Here is a 16702-nt window from a genome sequence, read left to right as displayed (position 1 = left end):
ATGTTCTGCTAATGTTCCATAGTCCCGCAAGGGCCGCTCTTGGAACCGTCAACGCGTCGCGCAAACTTCCGCGGATCGAAGCGTCCGTTCGTGCATCACCTTCGCCTCGCGAAAGTGTTCCGCATAACGGCACCGCAACCCTGCAACTCCCGCAAACGCAGCAAACTTCGGCGTTCGAAAGCGTCTAGTTTGCCGCTTCCAGCGCCTCGCTCGCCTCGAGCCAGGCCGCCTCGGCCGTCTCGCGCTGCGCCTCGATCTCGCCGCGCCGCTTCATGAGGTCGCCCATCGACAGCGATTTCAGCCACTTGGGCGGGTTTCCTGCCAGAGCGGCATCGACTTCGGCCAGTGCCTTCTGCGCCTTGGTGAGCTCGGTCTCGGCGTCGCTAACTGCCTTGCGCAGCCCGGTCGTGGCCTGGCGCGCCTCGGCGCCGGCCCGGCGGTCGCCCTTCTTGTCGGCGGGCGCTCCGGCGGTGCCCGGCGCCGGCTTCCCGGATACGATGAAGGCGGCATAATCCTCTATGGTGCCGTCATATTCCCGCGCCGTCCCGCCATCGACCAGGAACAGCCGGTCGGCGACCAGCTCGAGCATGTGGCGGTCATGGCTGACCAGCACCACCGCGCCCTTGAACTCGGCCAGCGCCTGGACCAGCGCCTCGCGGGTATCGACGTCGAGGTGGTTGGTCGGCTCGTCGAGGATCAGCAGATGCGGGGCGTTGTGCGTCACCAGCGCCAGCGCCAGCCGCGCGCGCTCGCCGCCCGAAAGCTTGCCGACCTTGGTCAGCGCCTTGTCGCCCGAGAAGCCGAAGCGGCCGAGCTGGCTGCGCACCTGTACCGGCGTCGCGCCCTTCATCACCCGGCCCATCGTCTCCACCGGCGTGGCGTCGGGATCGAGCTCCTCGACCTGGTACTGGGTGAAATAGCCGACCGTCAGCTTGGTGGCGGTGGTCATCTCGCCGTCCATCACCGGCAGCTCGCCGGCGATCATCCGGGCAAGCGTGGTCTTGCCGTTGCCGTTGCGTCCGAGGAAGGCGATGCGGTCGTCGGGATCGAGCCGGAGGCCCAGGCGCGAGAGGATCGGCTTGCCTTCCTCATAGCCGACCGAGGCATGGTCGAGCGTCAGCAGCGGCGGGCGCAGGCCCTGCGGATTGGGGAACTGGAAGGTGAGGCTGGGGTCTTCGGCCACCGCCGCGATCGGCTGCATGCGCTCCAGCGCCTTGACCCGGCTCTGCGCCTGCTTGGCCTTGCTCGCCTTGGCCCGCCAGCGATCGACGAAGGCCTGGAGCTTCTCGCGCTCGGCCACCTGCTTCTCGCGCGCCGCTGCCTGCTGGGCGAGTCGCTCGGCCCGCTGCCGCTCGAACGCGTCATACCCGCCCGGATAGAGCGTGGTCTGGCCGCGGTCGAGGTGAAGGATATGGTCGGCGACGTTATTGAGCAGGTCGCGCTCGTGGCTGATCAGCAGGATCGTCCCGCGATAGGCGCGCAGGAACCCCTCGAGCCACATCACCGCTTCGAGGTCGAGGTGGTTGCTCGGCTCGTCGAGCAGCAGGATGTCGGGGTTGAGGAACAGCAGGCTCGCCAGCGCCACGCGCATCCGCCAGCCGCCCGAGAAGCTGTCCATCGGCCGCGCCTGCATCGCCTCGTCGAAGCCCAGGCCCTTCAGGATGCGCCCGGCGCGGGCAGGGGCCTCATAGGCGTCGATCTGGTCGAGCCGCTCGTAGATATGGCCCAGCCGGTCGGGATCGTCCTGGGTCTCGGCCTCGAGCAGCAGGGCGGCGCGCTCGACATCGGCTTCGAGCACGGTGTCGAAGGCGCTGGTCTGCCCGCCCGGGGCGTCCTGGCGGAGATAGCCGAAGCGGGCATTGCGCGGGATATCGACCGAGCCGGTATCGGTCTCGATCATCCCGGCGATCGCCTTCATCAGCGTCGACTTGCCGGCGCCGTTGCGGCCGATGAAGCCGACTCGGGCACGCGGCGGGATCGCGGCGCTCGCACCCTCGATGATCGCGCGGCCGCCAAGCCGGATGGTGATGTCACGAAAGGAAAGCACGATCGGGCCCTCAGTATCTCAGAGGCGCACCCGAGTGCTTGGTGGCCCCTGGTTGGCCACTTCGCGTAAAGTGCTAATTTAGCGGGAATTTAAATGGTCGGGGAAAGAGGATTCGAACCTCCGGCCCCTGCCTCCCGAAGACAGTGCTCTACCAGGCTGAGCTATTCCCCGACCGGTGCCTCCGGGGCGAACCCCGACTGCGAGGGGGCGCCTATAACCACGCTATTTGAGTCACGCAAGCGCCAGATTCAGCTTTTCCGCGCACCCAGCATCGCATCGACCGAAACGAACTTCTCGCGCGGCGCGCCGATGCGGGCCGCGGCGATCTCGGCGGCGTCGATCTTGAGCCAGTCGCGGAAGGTCACCGCCTCCACGCCGCGCTCCGCCAGCAACGCGTCGAGCGCCGGCCGGCCGGGCTTGCCCGAGCCGTCGCCGATATCCTCCGCGATCTTCTCGGCGATGGCGAAGCCGTCGGGCCGGTTGGTGCCGATCGTCCCGGTCGGCCCGCGCCGCGCCCAGCCCACCGCGTAGAGGCCGGGCAGCACCCGCCCGTCGAGATTGGCGAAGCGCCCCGCCTTGTCGTCATAGGGCACGCCCTCGATTCGCGGGGTGCGATAGCCGATGCAGCTCACCACCAGGCTGGCGGGGATCGCATAGGTCTCGCCGGTGCCGTGCGCATTGCCGTCGGGGCCCAGCGCGGTGCGCTCGACGATCACCCGCTCCACCTTGCCGTCGCCTTCGATCGCCACCGGCATCGCGAAGAAGTCGAAGATGATGCGGATAGGCTTGTCGGGCATGCCCTGGGCATAGCGACGCAGATGCCCGATCGCCTTGCGCTGCCCCGGATCGAGCACATGGTCTTCTTCGGGCGGCGGGAAGTCGGCGGGGTCGACCACCGGCGTCGCATGCGCCAGCTCGCCGAGCTCGCCGAGCTCCTTGGGAGTCATCGCGATCTGGTGCGGCCCGCGGCGGCCGAGCAGGGTGATGTCATGGACCTGCGCGCCGTGTAGCAGGTCGAGCGCATGCGCGACGATGTCCGACGCCTCCAGCTCGTCCTCGGCCTTGGCGAGTACGCGCGCGACGTCGAGTGCGACATTGCCGTTGCCGATCACCACCGCCGGCCCGTCCAGCGGTGGGGCGAGGTCGGCATAGTCGGGATGGCCGTTGTACCAGCCGACGAACGCCGCCGATCCGGTCACGCCGGGCAGCTCGGCGCCGGGGATCTCCAGCTTGCGATCATGCGGCGCGCCAGTGGCGAGGACGACGGCGTCGTACAACGCGCGCAGCTCGTCGATCGACAGGTCCTTGCCGAGCGTGACGTTGCCGACGAAGCGGACATTGTCGGTGAGTGCCACCGCCTCGTAGCGACGGGAGACGCCCTTGATCGACTGGTGGTCGGGGGCGACCCCGGTACGGATCAGCCCGAAGGGCACCGGCAGCCGGTCGATTATGTCGACGCGAACTTCGTCGCCAAACACCTTCTGGCAGGCTTCGGCGGTATAATAGCCCGCCGGCCCGGAACCGATCACTGCGACATGACGCATGGGCCTCTCCTCCCGCGATCCGATGGCCCAGCCTAGCGCGCGAAGAGGGAAGGGCAACCCTCTCGACGGAAACCGCGAATTGTTGCTAGGCCGTGCCGGTGAGCCCGATCGAGTATGTTGCCGCCGCCCTTGTGCTCGTGAACGTGGCGCTCGTCGTCCGCCGAAGCATGTGGAACTACCCGTTCGCGCTGGTGGCGGTCTCGCTCTATGGCTGGCTGTTCCTGGGCGAGAAGCTCTACAGCGACGCGCTGCTCCAGCTCTTCTTCCTCGCGGTCAATCTCTACGGCTGGTGGAACTGGTCGCGCTCGCGCGCCGAGACGGGCGAGGTTCGGGTCGAGCGGCTGAGCGACCGGCAGCGCCTGGCCTGGCTGGCGGGGGTCGCGGTCGCCGCGGCCGGCTGGGGCTGGCTGATGCACAGCCAGACCGATGCCGCCTATCCGTGGTGGGACGGCAGCGTCGCGATCGTCAGCATCGCAGCGCAAATCCTGCAATCGCGCCGAAAATGGGAAAGCTGGGTGTTGTGGATCGCGGCTGATCTGCTCGCCGTTCCTTTGTTCGCCGTAAAGGATCTGTGGCCTACGGCGATCCTCTATATGATTCTTCTGGTCCTTGCGGGCCGGGGACTTATCGACTGGATCAAGAAGAGCGCATGAAGCTTCGCACCATCTGCCTCCACGGCCCCGAAAGCACCGGCAAGTCGACGCTGGCACCGCGACTCGCCGACTATCTCGGTGGCGAGGTGGTCGACGAATATGGCCGCGAATATGCCGAGGCGCGCGGCATCGACTTCACGATGCGCGACCTGCTCGAGATCGCCAAGACGCATGATGCCGGCACCCGCACGCTGCTCGCCGCGGGGATGAAGCCGCTGATCCTCGATACCGATCCGCTGATGACCGCGGTCTGGGCCGACATGCTGTTCGGCTATCGCGATCCCTGGTTCGACGAATGGCAGGGCGTTGCCGATTTCTACCTGCTGTTCGACATCAACATGCCCTGGCGCGCCGACGGCACCCGCATGTTCGGCACGCAGGAGCTGCGCCAGAAATTCTTCGATCTCTCCCGCGCGGAGCTCGAGCGCCGCGGGGTGCGCTGGGCGCTCGTCTCGGGCGATGGCGAGGCGCGCTTCGCCAATGCCGTTGCTGCGATCGAGGCCGTGCAGGCGGACTGACGCGATCTCCATCCCGGGGCATGAAAAAAGGGCGGACGCCGCTGGCGCCCGCCCTTTTTCGTGTCCGTCTGGCGGCGTCCTAGTTCGACGGCGCCAGCTTGGTGTTCAGCACCCAGCCGACATTGTCGTTCTCGTCGGCAACTTCCCACCACAGGCCGTTCTTGTTGCCCGTCGGATAGACGATCGAGCCCATCGGCAGCGTGCGGATGATCTTGCCGGTAGCAGCGGGGGCGGTGCGCATTGCGACCGGGCCCTGTGCGGTGAAGGTCTTGGCCGGTGCCGCCTGCGCGGTGCCGGCGTCGCCCGGCCGGACCAGGCCCAGTTCGTCGACCATCTTCGCATAGGCCTGGATGAAGGCCAGCGTCACGATCCGGCCGATATCGGTGTTCTCGTATCCGCCGCCGACCGCGCCCACCGCGCCGCCGAAGAAGCCCAGGCCGCCGCCAGCGCCGAACGAGATGTCGTTCTTCGCGGCATAGCCGTCCTGCACCGAGATCGTCTCGGTGGTGCGGACATTGGTGAGCGAGAGCACGGTGTTCGCCTCGAGCTTGCGCGACTTGATGCCGCCGCCGATCGCCGCGCCCGTGCGGCCGCCGATCAGGCCACCGACCAGACCGCCCACGCCGCTGCCGCCCGAATTGCTATTGGCACCCTGCACTTCGGCGACGAGGACATAGTCGGCCGCCTTGATCTGGCCCTGGCCGACGTTCGAGCCGCGCTGCAGCCCCAGATTGCCGCCGATCGCCCGCTCGCGCGATGCCGCCTGCAGGCCGGTGCCGCGATCGACGATGTTGAAGCAGCCCGAGCGCTGGACGAGCACACGCAGCAGCTTGGCGGGCGGTGCGAGCTGATACTGGGTCCAGCCGCTGGGATCGTCGCCATCGACGATGGAAAGCGTGCCGAGCTTGCGCGAGCAGTGCGGCACGTCGTTGACGGCGGCTTCCTGCATCTTCTGCCCCTTGCTGGGCTTGGCGCCCTTCTGGGCATAGGCCTGTCCCGCGCCGAGCAGCGCGGCAGAGGCCATGAGAATCCTGATGATCGACGCATATTTGGAGGTCATGATATCTCCATCCTTCTGAACCCGTTTTCCGGATAGCTTCAAAAGCGTTTCGGAGAAATTGCAGAAGTCGCAATAGCGATGCCGCGAGTGCTTTGGCTTTCGCGTGCAAGCTGCTAACGCGCGCGGATTATGGCGACCGAACTTTCCAAGATCCGCAATTTCTCGATCATCGCGCATATCGATCACGGCAAGTCCACGCTGGCCGACCGGTTGATCCAGCGCACCGGCGGGCTCTCCGACCGCGAGATGAGCGCGCAGGTGCTCGACAACATGGACATCGAGAAGGAGCGCGGCATCACCATCAAGGCGCAGACCGTGCGCCTGGAGTGGAAGGGCCATATCCTCAACCTGATGGACACGCCGGGGCATGTCGACTTCGCCTATGAGGTGAGCCGCAGCCTGGCCGCCTGCGAAGGCGCGCTGCTGGTGGTCGACGCGGCGCAAGGCGTCGAGGCCCAGACCCTCGCCAATGTCTATCAGTCGATCGAGCACGACCACGAGATCATCCCGGTCATCAACAAGATCGACCTACCCTCGGCCGAGCCCGAAAAGGTGAAGAACGAGATCGAGGAGATCATCGGCATCGACGCCTCGAACGCGGTGCTCGCCAGCGCCAAGTCGGGCATCGGCATCGAGGAGATCCTCGATGCCGTGGTCGAGCGCATCCCGGCGCCCAAGGGCGATGTCGACGCGCCGCTCAAGGCAATGCTGGTCGACAGCTGGTACGACCCCTATCTCGGCGTCGTCATCCTGGTCCGCGTGATCGACGGCACGATCAAGAAGGGCCAGCAGATCAAGTTCATGGCCGCCGGCACGACCCATCTGGTCGACCGCGTCGGCGCCTTCACCCCCAAGATCGAGCAGCTGCCCGATCTGGGACCGGGCGAGATCGGCTTCATCACCGCGCAGATCAAGGAAGTCGCCCAGGCCCGCGTCGGCGACACGCTGACCGACGCCAAGCGGCCCGCGCTCGAGCCGCTGCCGGGCTTCAAGGAAGTCCAGTCGGTGGTGTTCTGCGGCCTGTTCCCGGTCGACGCCAACGACTTCGAGAAGCTGCGCGAGAGCATCTCGAAGCTGCGGCTCAACGACGCCAGCTTCTCGTTCGAGATGGAGACCTCGGCGGCGCTGGGCTTCGGCTTCCGCTGCGGCTTCCTCGGCCTGCTCCACCTGGAGATCATCCAGGAGCGGCTGATGCGCGAATATGATCTCGACCTGATCACCACCGCGCCCTCGGTGGTCTATCAGATCGAGCTGACGCATGGCGGCGGGCATATCGAGCTGCACAATCCGGCCGACATGCCCGATCCGAACAAGATCGAGAGCATCGCCGAGCCCTGGATCCAGGCGGTGATCTATGTGCCGGACGAGTATCTCGGCTCGGTGCTAAAGCTGTGCCAGGACCGGCGCGGCATCCAGAAGAACCTCACCTATGTCGGCGGCCGCGCGCAGGCGACCTATGAGCTGCCGCTCAACGAGGTCGTGTTCGATTTCTACGACCGGCTCAAGTCGCTGTCCAAGGGCTATGCCAGCTTCGACTATGAGCAGATCGGTTACCGGGAAGGCGACCTGGTCAAGATGGGCATCCTGGTCAACGAGGAGCCGGTCGACGCGCTCAGCATGATCGTCCACCGCTCGACCGCCGAAGTGCGCGGCCGCGGCATGGTCGAGCGGCTGAAGGAACTCATCCCGAGGCACCTGTTCAAGATCCCGATCCAGGCGGCGATCGGCGGCAAGGTGATCGCCCGTGAGACGATCAGCGCGATGCGCAAGGACGTGACCGCCAAATGCTATGGCGGCGACGCCACGCGCAAGCGCAAGCTTCTGGAGAAGCAGAAGAAGGGCAAGGCGAAGATGCGCGAGTACGGCTCGGTCAGCATCCCGCAGGAGGCGTTCATCGCGGCGCTGCGGATGGGGGAGGAGTAGCGCCGCAACGGGCGATCACATCGCCCGTAGCAGCCGCGTCTTCTCCGATCCCGCCGGCATAGCGATCACCGCTTCGGTCAAGCCGATCCGGGCATTGCAGATGTCCGCGGGCGTTCCCTTGTTCATCGCGCCGCCTTCCATCCGGGCTTGGCTGAGCTTGGCGCGCCGGGCGCCCTCGTCGAACACCGCATTGGGAATCATGAAGGTCGTCGGACCGCTGCGCGGCGCCGGATCACCGGGTTCGAGCAGCAGTCGCGTTATCATCGCGCGCTCGCGCTTGAGCAGCTCTGGCGTCAGGTCGCGCGCCTGAACGGTCACGCCTCGGAAGAAGTCGGCGCATTTCTGAGGCGATATGCTGCGTAGCGCGCGGGCCTTGTCCGCTACCAGCGTGCGATAGGCGAGCAGGGTCTCCGGGGAGGCGATCCGCTTGCGGTCGCCCACCTGGTCGTTGAGCACCGCGCTGACATTGTTGACGAAGTTGAGTAGCGTTTGCCCGCCCTCATGGCTGATCTCCCAGTTGGAGCGGATCAGCTGCGCAAGCTTGGGGTTCTGCTTTTCGATCTTCTCCAGCGTCAGTGTGCCATCGCCGACATTCTTCAGCAGCACTTCGACGTCGCGCTTCTCGTCGCTGAGCCCAAGCGTGCCGGCGAGCAGGGCGGGCTCTTCCGATGGGCGGAAGGTTGGGCTGCTACTGTTCTTGGTCAGGTTGCCGATCGCCGGGATTGCGATCAACACGAGGAAAAACCACAGCAGATAGCCGGGGATGCGGATCGGCTGCTTCTCGTCGGGAACCAGTGGACCCAGAGCATCGCCGCCATTGCCCCGATCCCACAGGGCGACGCGCTCGGGCTCGAAATTGCCCTCGAGCCCCGGATAGTGGAGGCGCACCTGATGCAGCAGCTTGTGGATCTTCTTTACGGAGACGCGGCCGCGCTCCGCATCCACGTCGGCGGGCGTGGTCAGCTCGCACCAGGCCTCGTAATGCTGGCCGCCCGGGTCCCGGATCTCGTCGAGGAAGCTGAGCATCCGGTAGCGATAGACCACCTCGGACAGCCCGTTGCTCTGGCTGATCTTGCCCTCGTCGCGTACCCAGCCGAAATATTCGGTGGCCGGGACGATCAAGGTGTCCGAGAAGGGGATGGTGAAGCCGATCAGCCCGGCGATCCAGTTCTCGGCATCGGCATAGAAGTCGAGTTGCTGCATGCGGGGGTCGGCCTGGATCACGCGCCAATGGACGAGCATTTCCTCGCGCTCGGCATCGGTGGGCCAGGGGCGAGGTTCCAGATTGTTGCGCTGAAGCAGTTGGGCGAGCGCGGCGGCGTGCGCGTCGAACTTCTCCGGCGTTGGCGGCGACCAGGGACCGTCTCGTTCGGCGGCCGCAGGCGCCGCAGCGAGCGCTGGCGACGGGGCCTGGCCAAGGTCGACACGCAACGCGCCGATCGTGTCGGCCATCTCCGCCTCGTCGAGCATGTCGTCGGCGTCCGGCGCCTCGGCCTCGGGATTCTCCGCTTCCTCGCGCTCATAGGCCATCCAGCGCGCGATGTGCTGGGCGTCCTCGAACGCCTCGCGCAACGCGATGAATGCCTGGGGATCGCGCTCGACGTCGATCGCCTTGAGCTGCCGCGCATAGGCACGGCGTATCTCGCGCTGGTCCTCGGTGGGGGCAAGGCCGAGCCGCTTCCAGGCTGGACCGCCCTGGCTCACAGGAAGCGCTCGCCTTCGATCGAATCGAGCTGCTCGACGAGCAGCGCGCGGGCTTCCCTGATCAGCCGCGGATCCTGCCCGCCGAGCGAAGCCTCGAACGCGCCGATCCACTGTCCGATCAGGTCGCGCCGTTCGCCGATAAAACCTTCGTAGCAGCGGGACGCGCGCGCTAGCACGGCGGCATTCTCGCTTTCCTCGCGCGGGTGGACCTTGAGTGCGGCCAGTTCGGCGCGACGGGCAGCGATCTGCTTGTCGTCCATCGCGTCGGCTTCGTCGATGATGACGAGGTTGCGAGTGATGCCCGTCGCGGGGATCGATACGTCAACCTCCAGGATACCGCTGCTGTCATAGGTAAAACGGCATTCGACCATCACCTCGCCTGCCGGCTTGGGCGGGATCGACAGCGTGACTTCGCCCAGCTTGACGTTGCCCGCGACCTCGCGCGCCTCGCCCTGATAGATGCCGAAGCGAATCGCGCGCTGATTGTCGGCAACGGTGCCGTAATAGCGGACGCGGCTCGCCGGGATCGTCGTGTTGCGGTCGATGATCGGCGAGAACAGCCCGGTGCGCCAGCCGCCCGCGCCATCGGGCTCGGCATTGTCGACGCCCAGGGTGAAGGGGCTGACGTCGGTGAGCCGTACTTCCTCCAACGCTTCCGCGCGTGCCAGCAACCCGGCCTGCACCGCGGCGCCGAGCGCGACGGCGTGATCGGGGTGGACGGTGGCGTTGGGGAAGCGGCCGAACATGCGGGTGATCGCGCGACGCACCACCGGCATGCGGGTCGAGCCGCCAACGAGCACGATCTCGCTCAGCGTTTCGACGCGAATGTTCGAATCGCGCAGCGACCGGAGCACCGGATCGCGCAGCCGCTGGAGAAGCGGCGCGGCGGCTTCCTCGAATACCGCGGCAGTGAGGTTCGCCGTAAAGCTCTCGCCGTTCCACACAATCGCGAACTCGGCCTCGTCGGCTTCGGTTAGCTTACGGCGAGTGCGCTCGGCAGCGGCGCGCAGCAACTCGTGCAGCACCACTTGGTCGGCGCCGTCGAGCTTGCGCGCGGGGTCGAGCATGCGGCGCGCGACTTCGATCACCTTGTCGTTGAAGTCCTCGCCGCCCAGCCGGTTGTCGCCCGACGAGGCGCGGACCTCGACCACGCCTTCGAACACCTCGACGATCGAGACATCGAAGGTGCCGCCGCCGAGATCGAAGACCAGGAACGGCTCCTGCTCGCGCGTCTGGATGCCGAACGCGAGGGCGGCAGCAGTCGGCTCGTTGACCAGCCGCTCGACCTTGAGGCCGGCAAGCTCGCCCGCGCGTCGCGTCGCCTTGCGCTGGCGGTCGTTGAAATAGGCGGGAACCGTGATCACCGCGCCGGTGACGCTCTCGCCGGCAAAGGCTTCGGCATCGGCCTTCAACTGGCGCAGGACCAGCGCCGACAGCTCCTCGGCATCATAGGTGCGCTTGCCGAGCGTTACCGTCTGCTGCGTGCCGATATAGCGCTTGAACGCGCTGACCGTGTCGCGCGGATGCGTGGATTGGCGCTCGCGCGCGGCCATGCCGATGAGGATGGCGCCCTTGTCGTCCAACGAGACGGCCGACGGCGTCAGCAGGTCGCCGATCGCGTTGGGAACGAGCACGGCCTGCCCGTCGCGCCAGATCGCGGCGGCACTGTTCGTAGTGCCGAGATCAATGCCGATGATCACGTGATTCCCCCCTATTTCCGACAGCCTAGCTAGAGCCTTTTGGAAGCGCCAGTGGGTCTTGCGGTCCCCGAACTGTCATCGATCCGTCGCACTGCGTTCCTAAAGGGCGCCGGTTCGCAACCAGGGGGATCCCATGATTTTTGCCACGCTGATGCTGCTCCAGACCGTGCCCGCGGTGCAGGACGTCCCGACCACGCAGGTGACGGCGATCGGCGAGACGGCGGCGGTGGCGAGCCTGGAGGATGCGGCGGACGATCCCGCGATCTGGCGCAATCCGCGCGATCCGGCGCGCAGCCTGATCGTGGCGACCGACAAGAAGGCCGGGCTCAACGTCTATGACCTGTCGGGCAGGCTGCGGTCGTCGCTGGCGGCGGGGCGAGTCAACAATGTCGACCTGCGCGTGTGGGGCGGGCAGGTGATCGTCGCGGCGAGCGACCGCAACGACAAGGCCAACGGCAAGCTGGCGCTCTACACGCTGGATACCGGGGCGGCGACGCTGGCCGAGATCGGCCGCTTCGAGGCGGGGGCGGGCGAGGCCTATGGCCTGTGCATGTACGCGCCGCGCGGGGGCAAGCTCTATGCCTATGTTGTCTATAAGAGCGGGACGATCGCGCAGATGGAGATCTTCCGCCAGGGCGGGAAGATCGTGGCGGACCGGGTGCGGACGATGAAGCTCGGCAGCCAGTCCGAAGGCTGTGTCGCGGACGACCGGACGGGCACGCTGTTCGTCGGCGAAGAGGATGTCGGCGTGTGGCGCTTCGGCGCGAACGCCAAGGATCCGGTGGGCGGCGAGAAGGTGATCGCGGTCGACAGGCGGACGCTGGTCGACGACGTGGAGGGCGTGGCGATCGCGGCAGAGGGCGCGCGCGGCGGCTATCTGGTCGTCTCGAGCCAGGGCGACAACGCCTATGGCCTGTGGCGGCTCAGGGACATGGCCTATGCCGGGCGCTTCCGCATCGTCGCGGGCACGTTCGGCGCGACCAGCGAGACCGACGGGATCGAAGTCTCGACGGCGAGTTTCGGGCCGGGGCTGCAGGGCGGGCTGATGCTCGCGCAGGACGGCGACAACGCGCCGGCCTCGCAGAACTTCAAGCTGGTCCGCTGGGCGGATGTGCTGAAGGCGCTCAAGCTGAAGTGAGGGCCTTGCCTCGGCGGCGGGCGGCTGTCAGGCACGGGGCATGACGATCGAGATGCGGATCGGCCGGCGCGGGCTGCTCGCCGGCATAAGCGTGGCGGCGCTGGCGCCGCGCATGGCGGTGGCGTCGGCCCGCGCGCCGCTGGTGCTGGCGGCGGCGAGCCTGCAGGAATCGATGAGCGCGGCGGCGGACGCCTGGGCGGCGAAGGGGCGGGCGCGGCCGGTCTGCTCGTTCGCGGCGAGCTCGGCGCTGGCGCGGCAGATCGCGGCGGGCGCGGCGGCGGACCTGTTCGCCTCTGCCGACGAGCCGTGGATGGACGATATCGAGAAGCGCGGGCTGATCGTGCCGGGCACGCGGGCCTCGTTCCTGGGCAACCGGCTGGTGGTGGTGCGGCCCAGGGGCGCGCGGGGGAATGTCGGCGCGAACCTGCCGCTCGCCCGGCTGCTCGGCGCGGGACCGCTGGCGCTCGCCGATCCCGATGCGGTGCCGGCGGGGAAATATGCCAAGGCGGCGCTCCACAAGCTTGGGGCGTGGGACGCGGTGGCGCCGCGGGTGGTGCGCGGCGAAAGCGTGCGCGCGGCGCTGGCGTTCGTCGAGCGCGGGGCGGCGCCGTTCGGCATCGTCTATGCAACCGATGCGCGGGCATCGAGCCGGGTCGAGGTCGTCCGCGTCCTGCCCGACAGCAGCCACCCGCCGATCCGCTATCCGCTCGCCCGGCTCAAGGCCGCGACCAGCCCCGACGCGGAGCCGTTCCGCCGCTTCCTGCTGAGCGGCGAGGGCAAGGCGATCTTCCGTCGCTTCGGCTTCCAGCCGCTGTGACGCCCGAGCTCTGGGGGATCGTCTGGCTGTCGCTCAAGGTGGGCGGGGTGGCGGTGCTCGCCTGCCTGCCGCTGGCCTTCGCGTTCGCCTGGCTGCTGGCGCGGGGGCGGTTTCCGGGGAAGCTGCTGCTCGACGGGCTGGTCCATTTGCCGCTGGTGGTGCCGCCGGTGGTGACCGGCTGGCTGCTGCTGCTCGCCTTTGCGCCCGCCGGGCCGATCGGGAGCTGGCTGGAGAGCTGGTTCGGCGTCTCGGTGCTGTTCCGCTGGACCGGCGCGGCGATCGCCAGCGCCGTGATGGCGCTGCCGCTGATGGTGCGCGCGATGCGGCTGTCGATCGAGGCAGTCGACCGGCGGCTCGAGCAGGCGGCGGCGACGCTGGGGGCAGGGCGCTGGCGGGTGTTCGCCAGCGTGACGCTGCCGCTAAGCCTGCCGGGCGTGCTCGCCGGCACGGTGCTCGGCTTCGCCCGCGCACTGGGCGAATTCGGCGCGACGATCACCTTCGTATCCAATGTCCCTGGCGAGACGCAGACGCTGCCGCTCGCCATCTATGCCGCGCTCCAGACCCCCGGTGGGGAAGCCCAGGTGCTGCGGCTCGCCGGCATCTCGGTGCTGATCTCGCTTGCCGCGCTGCTCGCCTCCGAGCTGATCGCCAGGCGCGCGGGCAGGGGGCTGCATGTCCTTTGACCTCGACCTGACCAAGACGCTCGGCGAGGCCGGGATCGCGTGCCGGATCGAGGCGGGCGAAGGGCTCACCGTGCTGTTCGGCCCGTCGGGCGCGGGCAAGACCAGCATCCTCAACATGGTCGCCGGGCTGATCGAGCCCGATGCCGGGCATGTGCGGGTGGGCGGCGAGACGCTGTTCGAGGCCGCGGCAGGGATCGACGTGCCGGCGGCCGAACGGCGCGCCGGCTACGTCTTCCAGGAGCCGCGGCTGTTCCCACACCTGCGCGTGCGCGCGAACCTGCTCTATGGGCGGCGCAGCGAAGGCGGGCTCGACGTCGACGAGACGATCGCGATGCTCGGCATCGCCCCGTTGCTCGATCGCTGGCCGCGCACGCTTTCGGGCGGCGAGGCCCGGCGGGTGGCGATCGGGCGGGCGCTGCTCTCCAACCCGCGCTTCCTGCTGCTCGACGAGCCGCTGTCGTCGCTCGACCGCGCGCGGCGCGAGGAGATCATGGCGCTGATCGAGCGGCTGCGCGACACGGCGGGCCTGCCGATCCTGATGGTGACGCACGACCGCGACGAAGCCGCTCGGCTGGGCACGCGGATCGTGGAGATCTAGGGGCGGGCTACCGCCGCGTACCGCGGCGGCCCCTCCACCATTGCTTCGCGATGCTCCCGCTCGCCGAGGCAAGCTCGGGGAGGCATTGCTAGGCTTCCAGCTCGGGCCCGTAGAGGCGGAACGCCACGCCCTCGCTGCGCTTGGCGGCATAGAGGGCGAGATCGGCGCGGCGGGTGAGTTCCTCGGGCGCGAGCTTCTCTGCGCGCGACAGGGCGATGCCGATACCGCTGCCGACATGAAGGGTGCGCCCGTCGAGGAACACCGGGCGCGCGATGCTCTCGGCAAGGCGCTTGGCGATCGCCTTGGCGACCTCGGGGCTGGCAAGGCCCGGCGCGATCACCGCGAATTCGTCGCCGCCCAGCCGCGCGGCCGTGTCGCCCTCGCGCACCGCGCCGGCGATGCGATCGGCGATCACCCGCAGCAGCGCGTCGCCGGTGCCATGGCCATGCGTGTCGTTGATCGCCTTGAACCCGTTGAGATCGAGCATCAGCACCGCGTGGAGCCCGCTTGGCGCAAGCCCGTCCAGCGCTTCACCAAAGGCGCGGCGATTGGGCATGCCGGTGAGCGGATCGTGATAGCCGAGATCGCGCGCATCGCGTTCGGCGCGCAGCCGCTTGGTCCGCTCGCGCAGGCGGCCGCGATGCTGGTTGAAGCTGAAGCCGAACAGCAACAGGATCAGGCTGGAGCCGTAGAGCAGGAATTCGTCGAGCTCGACCCGCATGCGGCGGCCAGTGACGGTGCCGCCTTCGTCCTGGAACAGATCGATCGCGAAGATCGCGTACAGACCGGCCAGGCCCGCGAGCAGGAGTAGGCCAAGTCCTCGATTGAGCAGCAGCGCGCGAATCCCAACGTCCATGCCGCCGAGTCTGCGCCAGTTCAGGTTAATGCTGGGTGGAAGCTGCGCTCAGTAGAGATGCAAGGGCGCGGTTCATCGGCGCGTCGATCCCATGCTTCGCGCCGAGGCGGACGATCACCATGTTGCGGGCATCGACTTCGGTCTGGCGGCCGGCCCTGAAGTCGGCGTGGAGCGAGTTGATCGACTGCGGGTGCGCCCGCCGCGTCCATTCCACGACCCTGTCGGCAAGGCCGTCCTTGAGGTCGGCGCCCTCGGCACGGCCCACGGCGATGCATTCGCGCACCAGGGCGCGCATCACTTCCGCAACCGGCTCTTCATTGGCCACTTCGGCCGGGCGCAGTGTGAGCGCGCTGACGATGCCCGAGCAGTTGATCGCGAGCTTGCGCCAGGCGGCGGTGAGGAAATCGGGTGTGGTCTGCGCGTCGATCGGCGTGTCTTCGAACAGCGCGACCAGCGCCTCGCCGGCCTCGCCCTCGGGCACATGGATGGTGCCGTTGCGGCGCTGGACGATGCGGCCGGGCGCGCTCCGCTCGGCGGGCAGGTCGATGATCACCGGCACGGTGCGCTGCGCCGGCACCTGGGGGAAGCGATCGCGCTGCTCGACGCCGTTCTGGATCACTGCGAGCCGGGTGGTGGGGCCCATCAGCCCGGGTAGCCAGGCAGCCGCGGCGGCGCAGTCATAGGTCTTGGTGGTGCACAGCACCCAATCGACCTCGGTCGCGTCGGCGGGATCGGTGAGGATGCGCGGGGCAGCGCGGATAACGCCTTCGGGCGTCTCGACCTCGAGATCGTCGAGCGGCGAGCGCGCGCAGACCGTCACGGCATGGCTTTGCGCCAGCCAGGCGGCGAGGGTGCCGCCAATGGCCCCCGCACCGATCACCGCGATCCGTGCCATCAGATGCCGCCCAGATAGTCCATCTTGCCCACCGGTGCGCCCTTGTGGCGCAGGATCGCGTAGGCGGCGGTCATGTGGAAATAGAAGTTCGGCAGCACGAAGCCGGTGAGATAGGGCAGGCCCTTGAAGTGGAAGCTGCGGCTGGGCGTCTTCACTTCGACATCGGCATCCTCGCGCCCGTCGATCGCCTCGCGCGGCACCGACTTGAGGAAAGCCACCGTGGCGGCGATGCGCGCCTGGAGCTCGTCGAAGCTCGCCTCGGTATCGGCCATCGCCGGCGCCTCGATCCCGCCGAGCCGCGCCACGGCGAACTTGGCGGAATCGCTCACGCGCTGGATCTGGGAGGTGAGGGGCGCCATGTCCTCATGCAGCCGCGCCTCGAGCAGCTCGGCGTGCGGAATGCCCTGCTCGTCGGCCCAGGCGCGCGCCTTGTCGAGGAACGCGGACATCGCCTTGAAGCCACGAAGGAATACGGGGACCGTGAGGTCGTAGAGTTCGGTTGCCATGGGCGGGGAAATAGGCGCGCAGCTCGGGCTGCGCAACGGCGCTTACGCGAGCGAAATGTT

General features: G+C 68.0%; 15 protein-coding genes and 1 tRNA gene. 7 read left to right on the top strand and 9 right to left on the bottom strand.

What is annotated here, in order from left to right:
• Positions 1-184: 184 nt before the first annotated feature.
• The 3 genes from P6144_RS09855 to P6144_RS09845 all read right to left on the bottom strand — a co-directional run bounded on the left by P6144_RS09855 (position 185) and on the right by P6144_RS09845 (position 3591).
• Positions 185-2047, bottom strand: coding sequence for an ABC-F family ATP-binding cassette domain-containing protein (locus P6144_RS09855; RefSeq protein ID WP_277767581.1), 1863 nt, complete (start codon positions 2045-2047; stop codon positions 185-187).
• 94 nt (positions 2048-2141) lie between these two features.
• Positions 2142-2218, bottom strand: a tRNA-Pro gene (locus P6144_RS09850).
• A gap of 77 nt (positions 2219-2295) precedes the next feature.
• Entirely contained in the window at positions 2296-3591 is a 1296-nt protein-coding gene (locus P6144_RS09845; protein WP_277767580.1) for an FAD-dependent oxidoreductase, read from the bottom strand.
• A gap of 98 nt (positions 3592-3689) precedes the next feature.
• On the opposite strand from P6144_RS09845, the gene pnuC reads away from it, so the two are divergent.
• Both pnuC and P6144_RS09835 read left to right on the top strand, forming a co-directional pair.
• Positions 3690-4244, top strand: coding sequence for a nicotinamide riboside transporter PnuC (pnuC, locus tag P6144_RS09840; protein WP_277767579.1), 555 nt, complete (start codon positions 3690-3692; stop codon positions 4242-4244).
• Positions 4241-4762 (top strand): ATP-binding protein, encoded by a 522-nt coding sequence (locus P6144_RS09835; RefSeq protein ID WP_277767578.1) that lies wholly within the window; start codon positions 4241-4243, stop codon positions 4760-4762. Before pnuC ends, P6144_RS09835 begins: the two co-directional genes overlap by 4 nt.
• A 79-nt stretch (positions 4763-4841) precedes the next feature.
• On the opposite strand, the gene P6144_RS09830 is transcribed toward P6144_RS09835, so the two are convergent.
• A complete protein-coding gene (locus P6144_RS09830; RefSeq protein WP_277767577.1) occupies positions 4842-5822 on the bottom strand; it encodes a CsgG/HfaB family protein in 981 nt (326 codons plus the stop codon).
• Positions 5823-5951: 129 nt separating this feature from the next.
• On the opposite strand from P6144_RS09830, the gene lepA reads away from it, so the two are divergent.
• Entirely contained in the window at positions 5952-7745 is a 1794-nt protein-coding gene (gene lepA, locus P6144_RS09825; RefSeq protein ID WP_277767576.1) for a translation elongation factor 4, read from the top strand.
• A gap of 15 nt (positions 7746-7760) precedes the next feature.
• On the opposite strand, the gene P6144_RS09820 is transcribed toward lepA, so the two are convergent.
• Entirely contained in the window at positions 7761-9449 is a 1689-nt protein-coding gene (locus P6144_RS09820) for a hypothetical protein (RefSeq protein ID WP_277767575.1), read from the bottom strand.
• On the bottom strand, positions 9446-11149 hold the full coding sequence (locus P6144_RS09815) for a molecular chaperone HscC (RefSeq protein ID WP_277767574.1): 1704 nt from the start codon (positions 11147-11149) through the stop codon (positions 9446-9448). The genes P6144_RS09820 and P6144_RS09815 overlap by 4 nt, the downstream gene beginning before the upstream one ends.
• Before the next feature lie 133 nt (positions 11150-11282).
• On the opposite strand from P6144_RS09815, the gene P6144_RS09810 reads away from it, so the two are divergent.
• Genes P6144_RS09810 through P6144_RS09795 form a run of 4 tightly spaced genes read left to right on the top strand, consistent with a single transcriptional unit; the run spans position 11283 to position 14385 of the window.
• Positions 11283-12287 (top strand): phytase, encoded by a 1005-nt coding sequence (locus tag P6144_RS09810; RefSeq protein WP_277767573.1) that lies wholly within the window; start codon positions 11283-11285, stop codon positions 12285-12287.
• 40 nt (positions 12288-12327) lie between these two features.
• Positions 12328-13104 (top strand): molybdate ABC transporter substrate-binding protein, encoded by a 777-nt coding sequence (gene modA / locus P6144_RS09805; RefSeq protein WP_277767572.1) that lies wholly within the window; start codon positions 12328-12330, stop codon positions 13102-13104.
• Positions 13101-13787 carry a molybdate ABC transporter permease subunit gene (gene modB / locus P6144_RS09800; RefSeq protein ID WP_277767571.1) on the top strand — a complete coding sequence of 229 codons (687 nt, stop codon included), beginning with the start codon at positions 13101-13103 and terminating at the stop codon, positions 13785-13787. Before modA ends, modB begins: the two co-directional genes overlap by 4 nt.
• Complete coding sequence (locus P6144_RS09795) at positions 13777-14385, top strand: ATP-binding cassette domain-containing protein (RefSeq protein WP_277767570.1); 609 nt, start codon at positions 13777-13779, stop codon at positions 14383-14385. The genes modB and P6144_RS09795 overlap by 11 nt, the downstream gene beginning before the upstream one ends.
• Positions 14386-14473: 88 nt before the next feature.
• Here P6144_RS09795 and P6144_RS09790 read toward each other — a convergent pair whose 3' ends face one another.
• From P6144_RS09790 to P6144_RS09780, 3 genes are read right to left on the bottom strand one after another with little or no spacing between them, the layout of a single operon-like run.
• Positions 14474-15241, bottom strand: coding sequence for a GGDEF domain-containing protein (locus P6144_RS09790; protein ID WP_277767569.1), 768 nt, complete (start codon positions 15239-15241; stop codon positions 14474-14476).
• A gap of 25 nt (positions 15242-15266) precedes the next feature.
• Entirely contained in the window at positions 15267-16136 is an 870-nt protein-coding gene (locus P6144_RS09785; RefSeq protein WP_277767568.1) for a 2-dehydropantoate 2-reductase, read from the bottom strand.
• Positions 16136-16642 (bottom strand): DUF1993 domain-containing protein, encoded by a 507-nt coding sequence (locus tag P6144_RS09780; RefSeq protein WP_277767567.1) that lies wholly within the window; start codon positions 16640-16642, stop codon positions 16136-16138. Before P6144_RS09780 ends, P6144_RS09785 begins: the two co-directional genes overlap by 1 nt.
• Positions 16643-16702 lie beyond the last annotated feature (60 nt).

It is taken from the genome of Sphingomonas sp. HITSZ_GF (assembly GCF_029543155.1).
GTDB lineage: Bacteria > Pseudomonadota > Alphaproteobacteria > Sphingomonadales > Sphingomonadaceae > Sphingomonas.
Note: the sequence above shows the minus strand (reverse complement) of the source record. Positions and strands in the feature narration are given on the sequence as shown.

Bases quoted from the DNA above. Each gene is read 5' to 3' on its own strand.
- P6144_RS09845 (WP_277767580.1), bottom strand. From the start codon at position 3,591: ATGCGTCATGTCGCAGTGATCGGTTCCGGGCCGGCGGGCTATTATACC.
- P6144_RS09835 (WP_277767578.1), top strand. From the start codon at position 4,241: ATGAAGCTTCGCACCATCTGCCTCCACGGCCCCGAAAGCACCGGCAAG.
- P6144_RS09830 (WP_277767577.1), bottom strand. From the start codon at position 5,822: ATGACCTCCAAATATGCGTCGATCATCAGGATTCTCATGGCCTCTGCC.
- lepA (WP_277767576.1), top strand. From the start codon at position 5,952: ATGGCGACCGAACTTTCCAAGATCCGCAATTTCTCGATCATCGCGCAT.
- P6144_RS09810 (WP_277767573.1), top strand. From the start codon at position 11,283: ATGATTTTTGCCACGCTGATGCTGCTCCAGACCGTGCCCGCGGTGCAG.
- modA (WP_277767572.1), top strand. From the start codon at position 12,328: ATGACGATCGAGATGCGGATCGGCCGGCGCGGGCTGCTCGCCGGCATA.
- P6144_RS09795 (WP_277767570.1), top strand. From the start codon at position 13,777: ATGTCCTTTGACCTCGACCTGACCAAGACGCTCGGCGAGGCCGGGATC.
- P6144_RS09790 (WP_277767569.1), bottom strand. From the start codon at position 15,241: ATGGACGTTGGGATTCGCGCGCTGCTGCTCAATCGAGGACTTGGCCTA.
- P6144_RS09785 (WP_277767568.1), bottom strand. From the start codon at position 16,136: ATGGCACGGATCGCGGTGATCGGTGCGGGGGCCATTGGCGGCACCCTC.
- P6144_RS09780 (WP_277767567.1), bottom strand. From the start codon at position 16,642: ATGGCAACCGAACTCTACGACCTCACGGTCCCCGTATTCCTTCGTGGC.